Here is a 13,343-nt window from a genome sequence, read left to right on the forward strand (position 1 = left end):
CTGCCTCGTATCGGTGTCACGTCAAAAGGTATAGGGGAAGCGCATGCCGATCACATAGTTCGGCGCGTCGGGCGTCATGCCGATCGATACCGAACCGTTGATCGTCAAATGCTTGTTCACTACGTGGTTCAGGCCAAAATTCATCACGGCTGCCGTCGTCTCGCTGCCCGGCACCTTCACGTAATCGCCGCCGGGCGCCTTGGTTTTCGAAGCGGGCTGCAGCGCGAGCGTGTACGAGATGCTGGCGGAGTCCTTGTCGGAGAACGCGAGCGCGACCCCCGCGCCGAGCTGGAAGATATCGCCGAGCTTCACGGTCGCGGGCTGCGTCTGCCCGGCGATCGATGAGATATCCGAGAATGAGCGCGCGATGTTATACGTGTAAGACAGGCTGCCGAACAGCACGACGGGGTCGTAGGTCTTCAATACCGAAAGGCCCGCCGTCAGGTTCCAGAAGCCCGTGCCCGTGGGCAGCTTCGACGGCGCGACGAGGTTCGTGTTGTCCGGCTCGAGCTGCACGACCTTGATGCCGAACGGCGAGGTGCCCGTCGGCGCTTTCACGCGCAGGCTGCCGACCACGTCGGGGATGCTGTTGGTCTCCTTCAGGATCTGGTAGTAGAACCCGAAGTTCATGTCACCTATCGCGTGCGAGTTGACGGACGCGTCGGACAGCGTATTCGCCGCGCCGCCAGCGCCGCCGACGATGAACTGGCTGTGCCGGTAGACATACGGCACGTCGACATCGACGCTGATGCGGTCCGTGAGGCCGTAGCGCACGTCGAGATCGGCCATCACCTGGTGCGACTTGGTCTGCCCCAGGTTGATGTTGCCGAGGAAGATCGCGTCGAGCGCGAGGAAGCCCGACAGCTGCAGCTGCCGGCGGTCGTAGTAGGTATCGCTGATACCCCAGTCCAGCGTCAGCTTGTGATCGAACAACGGCGCGTGCTCGCGTTGCACGACGGCTTCCTCGGCCTGCGTGCGCACCGGCTCGGCGGCCTTCTGCGTCTGGCCGACGGCGCCTTCCGGCATGCCGGGGCCGCTCGCCTGCGCGTTGGGATTGCTGGTGCCAGGCGAGCCCGCCGACGTCGAGCCTTCCGGCGCGGGTGGATTGACGGGCACGCCCGTCGCGGTGCCCGTCGCGTTGCCCGGCGCGGGCGCGCCCGGCGTCACCTGGGCGAGCGGCGGCAACGGCATCGGCAGGCCGTCCGCGCCCGGCTGCTCGGCAACGGCCTCGCTGCCGGCGGGCGCGCCATAGCCAGGCGCACCGCGGCCGCGCTGCGACATTTCCAGGTTCGTCACCTGCCGTTCGAGCGAGTGAATCTGCCGCTGCTGCTCATCGACGACGCGCATCAGCGTGTTGAGCCGCTCTTCGAGCGACTGGTTGTTGATGGCTTGTGCGGAAACCCCCTGCGACAGTGCGAACAGCATCGCAGCAGCAGGAATAGCCGCGAGTCGGACTCGCGGCTTCCTGCGTGTTGTGTCAATCATCATTATTCTTCCCCCGGTGAATCTGGCAGCACTTGGCTGGTTCTTATGCTTTGTGCCGCCGCTTTCTGTACGACTTCTCCTCCTGATGACGCCTGTTCGGCGGGTGGCGGCCCGCCCTATCTCCTTGCATTTACCGCGTTTTGCAGGGCTTGTAGTACGCCGGCCTGGCGCAGCATCGAGGACGACATCGGTGCCGTCTGCAACGAGAGCTGCAACTGGTTGGCGACTTGCTGGTTATTGCCTGCGATCTGCAGTAGTTGGGCAATCGCGCCGGCCTGTTGCGCGTTGCTGGGTGCAATGGTTTGCGATGCGATGCCGGCAGGCGTCTGCAGCGCGACGGTCACGCCGCCGTTGCCGAACGAGATGCCCGCCTTGACGTTGCCCGCCGGGTTCGAGGCCGAGGCGCTCTGCGCATTCGTGCCGCCTGCCAGCAGTTGCGGATTGTTGTTGAAGTCGATCGTCGCCGTGTTGAAGCCGGCGTTGCGATCGCCCGCCACCTGCGTGACCTGCGATACGCCGTTGACCGCGATGCGTTGTCCGCCGATCGTCTGGGCATTCGGGTCTGCGCCCGGATTGCCGCGGCCGTCGGTGACGCGCGCGAGCGTGTTGACGTTGGCCGTCAGCGCGTTCGCCGCATCGCGTGCAACGGAGAGGCTGCCTTGCGCGAGTGCGTTCGCGCCGTTCGGCAACTGCCATTGCGAAAGTACGTTCAATACGAAACCGGAGATCATTTGTCCGCCCGCGCCTTTTCCGGTCTGCTGGGCGAGCACATCATCCCCGACGCTTTGCCACTGGATCGCCGCCGGCGCCACGTCGCGGGACGTCGAAACGTCTGCGGCGAAAGCGCTGGTTGCGAGGCCGCAAGCCGTCGCGATCAATGTCGCGAGACAGGTGCGGCCGGGCTGGTTGAGGTAGTGCTTCATGGGTGAGTCAGAACAGGTCTGCCTTGATCAAGCCGTATTCGACAAAGGGAGTCGCGGCCGTGCCGTTGGCGAGCGCGCGCTCGCGCAGCCGCAAGGCCAGCGATTCGTTGTCCTGCAACAGCGGGGAATCCTCCCTGAAAGGTTTCCCGACGACTGCGAATACGAGGCCATTCCATGTCTTCGCGAAGTCTTCCTCGAGCAATATCCGGTTGCCGAGAGCGGGGTCCGCGATGAAGATGCGACCGTCCTGCGCGTGCTTGACGATCACGAAATGCTCATAGCCGTCGAGGTTCATCAGAACCATGACGGGCACCTGGAGGTGATACAGCGCGTCCGTGTTTACGCGGAATCCGCGGCCCCGCAGCCCGATCGTCTCGACGAACTTCTTCATGTCGAGCATCGAAAAGCCGTTCTTGACCACTACCTCCGGCGTCGAGAAAACCATCATCCGGCGGATCAGGTCCGTCTCGGGGATGTCGATGCCGTAGCCGTACTTGAGGAGGGTTGCGAGCGCCGCCGCACCGCAGCTGTAATCGAACTGCTGGCTGACGATATGGCGGTAACGCAGGTCCCTCATCGAGTGCACCGTTTTGGTAAGCGGAATACCTGCGAGGGTAGACGTGTCGACGCTCGCCTGTGCGTTCACTCGCGCACACAACGTGCAAGTAACGAGCGCAACGACAGTCGCGGCGGGTCGTAACGCCGGGAACCGGTCAAACCCGGACATGCTGGTCTCCTGCCAAGTCGCGCCGGCGGCTGCATTGGCCGCCGGCGCATCCCGTATGGCTGCTTGTTTCGCTGCCTGTTTCAGCTGCCTTTTTTAGCGGCTGGTGTTCATCGAAGCGATCGCGAGCCCGTTGTGCTGCACGTTGCCCGCGCCGCCCGCGATGTTCACGCCGATGTTGCCCGTCGCGTGGCTGAGCGCGCCTGCGCCGAGTGTCGCCGTGCCTTCGAACGAGCCACGGAAGTCCACGCCCGCCGTTTGCGACGATTCATCCGTCGCCACCATTGCTGCGCTGCCGTGGCTGCGCGAGACCGTCGACGTCGAGGCAGCCATGCTGTTGTTCTGCACGTTGCTGATACCCGACGCGACGTTCACGCCGACATTGCCCGATGCGTACTGCAGCGAGCCGTCGCCGACCGAGGCGTTCACGTTGAAGTTGTTGATGCTGGCCTTGCCTCCCGAACTCTGGTTGTTGAAGACCTGGGCGTTGCCGAACACGTTGCCGGCATCGACGGAAGCGAGCGCTGCGTCGTTGCTCTGCGCGTTGTTGATGCCTTCCGCGATGTTGACGCCGATGTTGCCGCTCACGTTCTGCGCGGCGTTGCTGCCCGTCGTCGCCGTCAGGTTGCCCGCCTTCTGCGTGTTGATGTGCTGCGTGACCGAGCCATACACTTCCACGTCTGTCTTCGCGGTCGACGAGTTGAAGCCCCACTGCGCGGCGAAGCTGTCGTGCGTCTTGGACTTCTCGGCTTCATAGCCGCTCGACTGCTCGCCGTGGGCCGCGTAGCCGGAGCCCTGGTTCGCCTTGTAGCCCCACACCTTGCCTTGGCCCGAGCCTTCGACTGCGCCGAACGAGCCGCCGATCTGCTCGCTGTTGCGATAGCTCGATTCCTTGTAGCCAGCCGACAGGCCGCCCGAGATGCTGGCATGGCCCGAGGAAACGCCCGTCCACGGGTTGTAGTCGGAAGCCGATTCGTAGCTGACGCCTGCATGTCCGCCCGCCGAGATGTGGCCGCCGGAGTTCTGACTTTCATGGCTGAAGCTGCCGCCAATGGCCGCTGCCTGCGCGCTGAACTCGAAGCCGCCGCCCTTGACCGAGCTGCTCTGGTTGCCGTACGCGTAGCCCGACGAAGACTGATAGCCCTGCGCGTGAGACGACTCGGACGAGTGCGAGGTCGACAATGAAGCCCATGCGCTGCCGCCGCTGTTGATCGACTTGTAGCTGTTGTCGATCCGCGTCGTGATGGAACCGGACGTGTACGACTGCGCGTTCGGGCTGAGCGATGCGTGCGCGTACGCATGCTGCGTGTTGTTGACGACGGCGCCCGCCGTGCTGGAGACGCTGACGCAGCCGAACAGCGTGACGAATCCTTCGATCCCGACGGCTTCTCCAACCAGCGTCGCATTGAAGATGAACGGGTTCTTCAGCGGACTCGCAAAGGCGCTGGTGGAAGCGGCTGCGAGGACGGCTGCTGCAATGAGTGTGCGCTTCATGGTTTCGCTCCGATACTAGTTGTGGTCAGTTAGAAAAGAGTGCCCGCCGGGGGACGGAGCACAAAACTGTTCGCCGTGGCGTTACCGGCTCCGGCAGTCTGGTTGATCTGCACGATTCCATTGACGTTCTTGAAGGCATCGCTGGAAATGCTGGCCTCTCGGACGCCTTGTGGTGCGACCGCCCGACTCTGACCGCCGTTATTCGCGGCCGTCGCGGACAGCACCCCATCCGAGACGGTCTCGACCCCAGGCGCCGCGGTGCCGAGCAGCACACTGTTGCGCTGGAGATTCCCTGCGCCCGCAGACTGGTTCACCATCACCGCTCCGGACGAATTCGAAAATGCGTTGCCTTCGATCGACGCGCGCGCGCTCGGCACCCGCGCCCGCGCGGTGGCGCTCTGCATGCTCGCGTTGTCGTTCCCGACGGCGTCGCCGTTGGTGATCGTCAGCTGGTTGACCTGCGCGTTGTTCAGGCCCGCGGCCTGGTTCACCGCGATCGCGCCCGTCGCGCTGACGGCGGCGCCCGTGGCGATGCTCGCGTCGCCGCTCACGCGTCCCACCTGCTGCGCGTACGACGGTTGCGCCGCGACCAGGGCGAGCGCTGCAAGGAGCGGAGTCAGCGGAATCGGGCGAAGGAGCGTGTTCATTTGCCGATGCCTCCGAGCGCGCCGCCGAGTGCTGTCGACAGCGGCGCAAGCGCGCCCGTCACCGACGCCGAAATGTTGCCGCCGACGCCCGGCGCCGGCTGGCCGATGCCGCCCGAGTTGAGCGCGACGTTGTTGTTCGTGGTGTTGCCTGTGAGGATGCGCGTGACGGCCTGCAGGCCCGCACCGCCCGCGACGTTTCTGTCGAGGCCCGTCGAGCCGTGCGCGTTGGTCAGGTCGGCATCCGACGCGACTTGTGCCATCGTCGGGTTGAAGGTGGCGGCGGGGAAGGTCGAGACGCGCGCGCTGACGGGGTCCTGATCTTTCGGCACGGGCGCATAGGCGATGCGCGGGGTGATTTCGCGCTGCACGATGATGTCGCCCGGGTTCGCGGCCTGTGCGAAGGCCGCGCCCGCGAAGCCGCCAGCGCACAGACCGGCGATGACGGCCAGCCGTGTCGCGAGCCGTGGCGCGCCAGTCGTGCGAGCTGCACCCATTGCGCGGCGGCACAGCATCCCCCATGAAGCGATCATTTTGTATGTCCCCGACTATCCAGTTTGGAGTGCGAAACAGTCTGCACTGGTCTCTTTTGCGTGCGACGTCGTGTTGCCGTGTTACTTCCGCTGGTAGTTCGCTACGTTTCCTTGCGCGGTGCGCGCGGCATCGATGGGAATGGGCAGCGGCGACGGCGGCGCGATTTCGTCCCACAGCGTGACGGCCGAGCCGCGCATCAGCTGCGGCGTCGCCGCGACCATCACCATGCCCGCCGCGCCGCCGCGCTGGCGCGCCAGCACCTGGTCGTCCAGCGCGAAGTCGCTCATCGCCGCGCTGTCGGCCGGTACGTTCGTGAACTGCGCGCCAGTCGAGTCGACGCCGCCAGCAATATCTACGCCGGTCGTTGTGTCCGCGGTCGCGTTCGATGTTTCATTCGCGGCGACTTCCGTTGTCTGTTGCGCGGATGCCGCCGTCGTCACGTTTGTCGCATCCGTGAAGGATTCCTGTGCGTATACACCGGCTGCACCGGCTGACATTGACGACAGCGCAAGCGCAACGCACACGGCGACGCCGGCGGGCAGCAGTGAAATGTGGTTCGAGTCGATGCGGAAAACGAGTCGCATGATGTCTCTCCTTGGTGCGGGACATTTAGCGAAACGTGTGCCATCTGTCGCAATCCATTGATGCAATTGGACGTGGCGAAATGGTGCGGGTGCTCGTCGAGTAAAATCGGACGTAAACGTTTCAGGTCTGAAACCTAGACCAGAAAACACGCGGATTTCAAATCTATGCGTTAAGCGCGAGCCATGCGTAGTACGTTGATAAAAAAGTATGGTGAATGCGCTTCCACCGTTTTAATCGGTCCCCAATGAGCATGCTGATGAACCGCAAACCCTTACCGGACAAGGCTGAACGATTTAATTCGCATATTTGTTTTCGACGGCTCGCGCGTATAGTAAGCTCTCAACCACAGCACACGTTTTTAAAAAAGCCCACTACTGGGCCGTTTCAATACACGCGCCGTTTTTCGGGGATCAGCTGTCCGTACGGAATGGAATGGCCGTTCGGTTTTCGCTGTTTGCGAATCCCGTGCGAATAGGCGTGCCTCTAAGCTAAATCCAGATCAGCACATGCCGTCATCCTTAACGTTCGTTGACGAGAGGATCTGAATAATGGAATCCGCCACGCGGCAACTGATTTACGTATCAAGAGATCCCAGCGCGGAGTTGAACACGCGTTTTCATGAGCGCGGGTGGCATGTCGAGGTTGTCGGTTCGGCACGCGATGCCCGCCGCGCCGTACGCTCGGGGATGGCGGCGGGTGGTCTGCTCGATCTGTCGAGCTGTTTCCAGCAGCATGAAATTGCGGCGTTTGAATCGTGTTTGACCATGCCGAATGTCGGCTGGGTTGCCACCACGATGGCCGGCCAGTTGCAGGACGCCGCATTGCGCCGGCTCGTGCGCGACTATTGTTTCGATTACGTTACCGTGCCTTATTCGGGCGACCGGATCGTCGATTCGGTGGGTCATGCATATGGCATGGTTTCGCTTGGCGAACCGGCGTCCAATGACGCGTCGCAAGGCGGCACGGAAGGCGAAATGGTCGGCTCGTGCGACGCGATGCTCGCGCTGTTCCGCTCGATCCGCAAGGTCGCGATGACCGACGCGCCCGTCTTCATTTCGGGCGAATCGGGCACCGGCAAGGAACTCACAGCCGTTGCCATTCACGAGCGCTCGTCGCGCCGCAACGCACCGTTCATCCCCATCAACTGCGGCGCGATTCCGCCGCATCTCCTGCAATCGGAGCTGTTCGGCTACGAGCGCGGCGCGTTCACCGGGGCGAACCAGCGCAAGATCGGGCGCGTCGAAGCGGCGAACGGCGGCACGCTGTTCCTCGATGAAATCGGCGACCTGCCGCTCGAAAGCCAGGCGAGCCTGCTGCGCTTCCTGCAGGAGCGCAAGGTCGAACGGCTCGGCGGACATGGCTCGATCGAAGTGGACGTGCGGATCATTTCCGCGACGCACGTCGACATGAACACGGCGATGATCGAAGGGCGGTTCCGCTCGGACCTGTATCACCGGCTGTGCGTGCTGCAGATCGACGAGCCGCCGCTGCGCGCGCGCGGCAAGGACATCGAGCTGCTCGCGCGGCATATGCTCGAACGTTTCAGGAAAGATGCGAGCCGTCGGCTGCGCGGCTTCGCGCCCGATGCGATCGCGGCGCTCCACAACTACAGCTGGCCGGGCAACGTGCGCGAGCTGATCAACCGCGTACGGCGCGCGATCGTGATGTCGGAAGGGCGGGCGATCACGGCGCGAGATCTCGAACTGGCCGAGTACGTCGAAATCGTGCCCGTGTCGCTTGCGCAGGCGCGCGAGGCCGCCGAGCGGCAGGCGATCGAACTGGCGCTGCTGCGTCATCGCGGCCGTCTGGGCGATGCAGCGCAGGAGCTGGGTATTTCGCGTGTCACGCTGTACCGGTTGTTGTGCTCGCACGGCATGCGGCATATGGAAAGCGAGCCGCTTGCGCCGCACGCGGAGATGCCGTCGACGATGCCGCATCTTTAAGCGCCGGCCTCGCGGCTAACTGGTTGGTGTAAGGGCAAAAAGCCCGGTCGATAGACCGGGCTTTTTTGTCTGCGAAGCGCCGGTTCCTGAATGCCGCGTTCTGCGGTGCATGAAACGTTCAGACTTGCGATCGTTGCATTTGCGACCGTTCCGCCCGGCGCTACCTGCGCGTTCACGTGCGTTCGCCCGGCTTGCTAGAATCGGGGTTTTCCCAGAAACGGTCCGGCGCGCCCGCGTCCTGCCGAAGGAACCCGCATGAAACAGTACCTCGACCTCGTCCGCACGATCCTCGATACCGGCAGCTGGCAGGAAAACCGCACCGGCATCCGCACGATCAGCATGCCGGGGGCGATGTTGCGCTTCGATCTGCAGCAGGGTTTCCCCGCCGTGACGACGAAGAAGCTCGCGTTCAAGTCGGCGATCGGCGAGCTGATCGGCTTTCTGCGCGCATCGCGCAGTGCCGCCGATTTCCGCGCGCTCGGCTGCAAGGTCTGGGACGGGAACGCGAACGAAAACGCCCAGTGGCTCGCCAATCCTTACCGGCAAGGTCCGGACGACCTCGGCGACGTGTACGGCGTGCAGTGGCGCAAGTGGCCCGCCTACAAGGTGCTCGACGCGACGGCGAGCGCGCAGCTGGAAGACGCGGCATCGCGCGGCTATGCGCCCGTCACCGAGTTCGAGGAAGACGGCGTGCAGAAAGTGCTGCTGTACAAGGCGATCGACCAGATTCGCCAGTGTCTCGACACGATCATGAAAAACCCGTCCGACCGTCGGATTTTGTTTCATGCGTGGAATCCGGCCGTGCTCGAGGAAATCGCGCTGCCGGCTTGCCATCTGCTTTATCAGTTCCTGCCGAACGCCGCGAAGCGCGAGATTTCGTTGTGCCTGTATATCCGCAGTAACGACGTCGGGCTCGGCACGCCGTTCAACTTGACGGAAGGGGCGGCGCTGCTACACCTCGTCGGTCGCCTGACGGGTTATACGCCGCGCTGGTTCACGTACTTCATCGGCGATGCGCACATCTATGAGAATCAGCTCGACATGTTGCAGCAGCAACTGATGCGCGATCCGTACGAAAGCCCGCAACTCGCGATTTCGGAGCGGGTGCCCGAGTATGCCAAGACGGGCGTGTACGAGCCTGAGTGGCTGGAGAAGATCGAGCCGTCCGATTTCTCGCTGGTCGGCTATCGCCACCATGAACCGCTGACGGCGCCGATGGCGATCTGATCGGTAGACGGGTTTCTTCGACTTGAACGGGAAACGCCCGCCGCGATTCGCGGCGGGCGTTTCTGTTTGTGGCGTGATGCCGGTTCTTACCCGCGATGATGCTCGTCGTGTCCGCCACCCGTCGTGCGCTGGTCCTGATGCGGCTGAGGTTGGGGTTGGGGTTGCGGATGTGGCTGTTGCACCTGCTGCGGCGCCGGACGAGGTTGCGGCTGCGGCTGAGGCTGCGGACGCGGCTGAGGTTGCGGCTGCGGATGGAATTCCTGGCGAGCCTGCTGCTGCGGTTGCTGCGGCTGCGGATGAAACTCCGGACGTGGCTGAGCTTGCGGCTGCGGCCGGATTTCCTGGCGCGCCTGCTGCTGTGGTTGCTGCGGCTGCGGACGAACCTCCGGACGCGGCTGAGGTTGGGCCTGCGGATGGAATTCCTGACGCGCCTGCTGTTGCGGTTGCGGATGCATCTCGGCCCGCGGCTGCTGTTGGACCTGCGGTTGCTGGACCTGCGGCTGCGGATGCATCTCTGCACGCGGTTGCGCCTGAGCCTGCTGCATCGGTGCGGGTTGCCCACGCTGATCCTGGCCATGCGGCTGTTGCCCTTGTACGACGCCGCCGCCGAAACTATTCCCCGGTCTCTGCGTTGGCTCACGCTGCTGCTGCGCGACCTGACCCGGCTGTGGCGTAGGCGGACGCTGTCCAGGCGTCTGCGCCGCGCCGGACTGCTGCGGATTGCCATGCTGCTGCGCCATCGGCGCGTGTTGCTGTGTCCACGCGGGCTCACGCTGCTGACCCGCCGCCACATCGGGCCGTTGCGCATTTCCGGGCTGACCCGGCTGTTGCGGCATGCCGTTCATCGGGCGGCCACCCGCAAATTGTGGCGGACGCGGTATGCCATTCCCCGTCTGCGCTGGCATGGCGTGCGGCTGGCCATTGCCCTGCGCCTGACCGCCACCTGGCCGCTGGCCATTGGGCGCGCCCGCCATCTGTCCGGGTACGAAGCCGTGTCCCGGCACGCCTTGCTGCTGCCCATTGCCCTGCGGTGCGCCGCCGCCGGGCCGCTGAGCGCCCGGACCACCTGCACCACCCGCCATCGGCGCACCCGGCATGGCGCCGGGCATCTGCCCCGGCGCATGCGAGCGCACGACGCGAACATTCGCGACAGGCGCATTCCCGCCGATCGTCTGCGCGCCGAAGCGCGCCGGCACCGACGTGTGAACGATCGGCTCGCCCGCGCCCGGTACGCGTCCATGACCACCTTGCGCGAAGTTCTGCGCGAGCCGGTCATGAAACGCAGCGGGAACCCCCGGATTGCGCGTGCCGACCACAGGCCGCGCCATCACATTCGCAGGCGGCCGATATGCGGCGTTGCGCGTGCCCGGCCCGAAGCTCTGCCTGACGGGCGCGATGCCCGGCGCGCCCGCGTTGAAGCGCGCGTTGCGCCATTGCGCGGGATCGGCGCGATGCGCGAAGCGGTTGGTCGGCTGTCCGTGGACGAACGCCGTCGCGGGCATCGCCGTCACGGCGCCTGGCGCGCGATAGTTGATGTACGTGTTGTGGATGTTGTTATGGATATCCACGCGGTTGTTGACGATGACCGTGTTGTTCACGCGCTCGTAATAGCGCGGGCTCCAGTCATGGTCGCGGCCCCAGTGCGGATGCCACGGCTCGCCGGGTCCGAGCGCGAACCACGCGAGACCAGCCGCCGCCACACCGCCGACAGCGAGGTTCACGCCCCAGTCGCTGCCGCCGCCATCGCCATCTCCGACAAAGGCGACGAGGGCCGGCGCATACACGGGGGGCTCGCTGACGGCGGCCTGTCCCGGCACCCACGCCCACGAATCGTCGACATAGGCCCAACGTCCATAGTGATACGGCGCGAAGCCCCACGGCGCGTCATCGACCCATGTCCAGCCCCATGGCGCCTGCCAGGCCCAATGGCCGTCGCGATACGGCGCCCAGCCGGCGGGCTCCTGATTCGGTGTCCACACCTGCCCGTACTGCGGCGTGTTCCGCCACGTGCCGTTCGCATCGAGATCCTGATAGCCGGGCATCTCGCGCGATACATAACGCGCCGACACCGAGCGCTCCTCGGCGGCATCGCGGCTCGCTGCCCATTGATCGAACGGATCGGCCCCGGGCGCGCCGCTCGCGTCCGCCTGCTGCAGGCTCGTACCCGTGAACGTCACCTGCTGCCCAGCGCCGACGGGCACCTGGCCGTTGTCGCCGTAGACGGTCGCGCTGCCGCTGCGCACCGTCACGGTGGTGCTGCTGCCGTCGGGCGCGACGTCGACGCGGTAATCGCCGGGGCTGTTCACGCCCAACGCGAGGTTCGGTGTGTCGATCTCATACGATGAGCCCGGCGCGATCGCGCGCACGCGCGTCGACAGCGTGCCTTGCGCGACTTTCAGCTGCGCGCTGTTGTCGTCGAGGTTCAGGATGTCGAGACTGGTTTGCGCGCCCATGCGCACGGCTGTCGATCCGATGTGCAGTTCGGAGCGCGCATTCTTGTCGTTCCACAACTGGTCACCCGTTGTGAGCGGGCGGTTGACCTGCGCGTACGACCAGTCGGATGCGCCCGCTGGTTCGGTCGTGACCGTGCCCGCCATGTAGTTCAGGCGCGCGATACGTCCGGGCGGATCGCTATCCGGTGCGTTTTGCGCGTAGTTCGCGGGCGGCGGCGCGTCCTGCGCCGCGGCGCTCTGCAACGCAAGCGAAGTCAGCGCGCTCGCGACGGCGAGCGCCACGAGCGAGCCTCGACGCGCATCGCGTCGAAGGGCAGGGTTGGCGGGTCGGGATGTCGTGCCGGGTGTGGCGAGTGATTTCATGGTTGTCGCTCCATCGGGCGCCGCGTCGGGCGGCGCCGTGTGAAATCACTGTACCTTCGGCCCCTGTTTCAAGGCGCTCTCATTTGTAAGCCACCCAGACGGCGCTGTAACAAAAGTTGTCGCGTGGATCGCTTTAGTCGGACGAATCGTTCGTCAGTGGGCGAGAAAGGCGTCGAACTGACGATGACCGACAGGCGTCACGCGCAGGATACGCGGCCGGTCGGTGCGCTCGACCCAGCCCTGCGACGACCACGAGTCGAGCAGCGCCGCGCCAAGCGCGCCGCCGAGATGCGGGCGGCGCTCGCTCCAGTCCGGGCAGGTGCAGGCGAAGCGCCGGCGGCGTCCACGTTGCTGCGACACGTCGATGCCCCATTGCGCGAGCAGCGCTTTGCCGTCAGACGTCGCTTCTAGCGCGTCGCCGTGGACCGTCAGCAGGCCGCCGTCGATGAGCCGCTCGTAGACCCGCACGGCGACCTCGCCCGCCATGTGGTCGTAGCAGGTCCGTGCGTAGCGCATGTCGACGGGCACGGTGCGCGCCGGGCGTGGCACGGTGCGTTGCGGGGCCGTGGCTTGCGCGACGTTGGCGAGCGCCTCGATGGTCGACGCGATTTCCGCCGACGCGATCCGGAAATAGCGATGCCGGCCGCGCACTTCGAGCGCGAGCAGGCCGCCGTCCGTCAACCGCGCGAGATGGGCGCTCGCCGCCGAAGGCGACAGGCCCGCGATCAGCGTCAGTTCGCCCGCGGGACGCGCGGTGCCGTCCATCAGCGCCCACAGCATCGCGGCGCGGCCAGGATCGGCGAGCAGCGCGCCGATGCGGCTCAGGCCGGGAAAGTGATTCGGTTCGGAGTGAAGTGCGGCGGCCATCAGGGTCTCCTGTTTCCGGGTTCGCTTGTCATGGCTCCACTCTAGGCGCATCGTGCATTCGATGTTTCAGGTTGTCGTGAAGCGTCGGATGCATTCTCGCG

The 13,343-nt window shown here is 65.2% G+C and carries 11 protein-coding genes; 2 read left to right on the top strand and 9 right to left on the bottom strand.

The genetic code is table 11. From position 1 onward, the window contains the following. Nucleotides 1–21: 21 nt before the first annotated feature. The 7 genes from C2L65_RS04145 to C2L65_RS04175 all read right to left on the bottom strand — a co-directional run bounded on the left by C2L65_RS04145 (nt 22) and on the right by C2L65_RS04175 (nt 6,388). Nucleotides 22–1,488, bottom strand: coding sequence for a hypothetical protein (locus C2L65_RS04145; protein ID WP_042306807.1), 1,467 nt, complete (start codon nt 1,486–1,488; stop codon nt 22–24). A 113-nt stretch (nt 1,489–1,601) separates the two neighbouring features. Then, nucleotides 1,602–2,408: a hypothetical protein gene (locus tag C2L65_RS04150; RefSeq protein ID WP_042306809.1), complete on the bottom strand. Its 807-nt coding sequence runs from the start codon at nt 2,406–2,408 to the stop codon at nt 1,602–1,604. Nucleotides 2,409–2,415: 7 nt separating this feature from the next. After that, complete coding sequence (locus C2L65_RS04155; protein WP_042306811.1) at nt 2,416–3,135, bottom strand: C39 family peptidase; 720 nt, start codon at nt 3,133–3,135, stop codon at nt 2,416–2,418. Between the two features lie 93 nt (nt 3,136–3,228). Beyond that, nucleotides 3,229–4,626 carry a hypothetical protein gene (locus C2L65_RS04160; RefSeq protein ID WP_042306812.1) on the bottom strand — a complete coding sequence of 466 codons (1,398 nt, stop codon included), beginning with the start codon at nt 4,624–4,626 and terminating at the stop codon, nt 3,229–3,231. Between the two features lie 29 nt (nt 4,627–4,655). Continuing rightward, complete coding sequence (locus C2L65_RS04165; RefSeq protein WP_042306814.1) at nt 4,656–5,273, bottom strand: hypothetical protein; 618 nt, start codon at nt 5,271–5,273, stop codon at nt 4,656–4,658. Beyond that, nucleotides 5,270–5,803 (bottom strand): hypothetical protein, encoded by a 534-nt coding sequence (locus C2L65_RS04170; protein WP_042306817.1) that lies wholly within the window; start codon nt 5,801–5,803, stop codon nt 5,270–5,272. The genes C2L65_RS04165 and C2L65_RS04170 overlap by 4 nt, the downstream gene beginning before the upstream one ends. Before the next feature lie 81 nt (nt 5,804–5,884). Continuing rightward, nucleotides 5,885–6,388, bottom strand: coding sequence for a hypothetical protein (locus C2L65_RS04175; RefSeq protein WP_042306819.1), 504 nt, complete (start codon nt 6,386–6,388; stop codon nt 5,885–5,887). A 549-nt stretch (nt 6,389–6,937) separates the two neighbouring features. Here C2L65_RS04175 and C2L65_RS04180 point away from each other — a divergent pair. Together C2L65_RS04180 and C2L65_RS04185 are read left to right on the top strand one after the other, a co-directional pair. Next, nucleotides 6,938–8,332 carry a sigma-54 dependent transcriptional regulator gene (locus tag C2L65_RS04180; protein WP_007585822.1) on the top strand — a complete coding sequence of 465 codons (1,395 nt, stop codon included), beginning with the start codon at nt 6,938–6,940 and terminating at the stop codon, nt 8,330–8,332. Between the two features lie 255 nt (nt 8,333–8,587). Then, the gene (locus C2L65_RS04185; protein WP_042306821.1) at nt 8,588–9,559 is read left to right on the top strand and encodes a thymidylate synthase; all 972 of its coding nucleotides are present in this window, start codon (nt 8,588–8,590) and stop codon (nt 9,557–9,559) included. A gap of 86 nt (nt 9,560–9,645) precedes the next feature. On the opposite strand, the gene C2L65_RS04190 is transcribed toward C2L65_RS04185, so the two are convergent. Both C2L65_RS04190 and C2L65_RS04195 read right to left on the bottom strand, forming a co-directional pair. Then, nucleotides 9,646–12,375: a DUF6600 domain-containing protein gene (locus tag C2L65_RS04190; RefSeq protein WP_052426860.1), complete on the bottom strand. Its 2,730-nt coding sequence runs from the start codon at nt 12,373–12,375 to the stop codon at nt 9,646–9,648. 153 nt (nt 12,376–12,528) lie between these two features. Continuing rightward, nucleotides 12,529–13,242: an ArsR/SmtB family transcription factor gene (locus C2L65_RS04195; protein WP_042306824.1), complete on the bottom strand. Its 714-nt coding sequence runs from the start codon at nt 13,240–13,242 to the stop codon at nt 12,529–12,531. Nucleotides 13,243–13,343: the final 101 nt, after the last annotated feature.

Source organism: Paraburkholderia terrae (assembly GCF_002902925.1).
GTDB classification, from domain to species: domain Bacteria; phylum Pseudomonadota; class Gammaproteobacteria; order Burkholderiales; family Burkholderiaceae; genus Paraburkholderia; species Paraburkholderia terrae.

What these genes read in the sequence shown, in the direction of transcription:
- C2L65_RS04145 (WP_042306807.1), bottom strand. Translation starts at nt 1,488, where the DNA reads ATGATGATTGACACAACACGCAGGAAGCCGCGAGTCCGACTCGCGGCT.
- C2L65_RS04150 (WP_042306809.1), bottom strand. Translation starts at nt 2,408, where the DNA reads ATGAAGCACTACCTCAACCAGCCCGGCCGCACCTGTCTCGCGACATTG.
- C2L65_RS04155 (WP_042306811.1), bottom strand. Translation starts at nt 3,135, where the DNA reads ATGTCCGGGTTTGACCGGTTCCCGGCGTTACGACCCGCCGCGACTGTC.
- C2L65_RS04160 (WP_042306812.1), bottom strand. Translation starts at nt 4,626, where the DNA reads ATGAAGCGCACACTCATTGCAGCAGCCGTCCTCGCAGCCGCTTCCACC.
- C2L65_RS04165 (WP_042306814.1), bottom strand. Translation starts at nt 5,273, where the DNA reads ATGAACACGCTCCTTCGCCCGATTCCGCTGACTCCGCTCCTTGCAGCG.
- C2L65_RS04170 (WP_042306817.1), bottom strand. Translation starts at nt 5,803, where the DNA reads ATGATCGCTTCATGGGGGATGCTGTGCCGCCGCGCAATGGGTGCAGCT.
- C2L65_RS04175 (WP_042306819.1), bottom strand. Translation starts at nt 6,388, where the DNA reads ATGCGACTCGTTTTCCGCATCGACTCGAACCACATTTCACTGCTGCCC.
- C2L65_RS04180 (WP_007585822.1), top strand. Translation starts at nt 6,938, where the DNA reads ATGGAATCCGCCACGCGGCAACTGATTTACGTATCAAGAGATCCCAGC.
- C2L65_RS04185 (WP_042306821.1), top strand. Translation starts at nt 8,588, where the DNA reads ATGAAACAGTACCTCGACCTCGTCCGCACGATCCTCGATACCGGCAGC.
- C2L65_RS04190 (WP_052426860.1), bottom strand. Translation starts at nt 12,375, where the DNA reads ATGAAATCACTCGCCACACCCGGCACGACATCCCGACCCGCCAACCCT.
- C2L65_RS04195 (WP_042306824.1), bottom strand. Translation starts at nt 13,242, where the DNA reads ATGGCCGCCGCACTTCACTCCGAACCGAATCACTTTCCCGGCCTGAGC.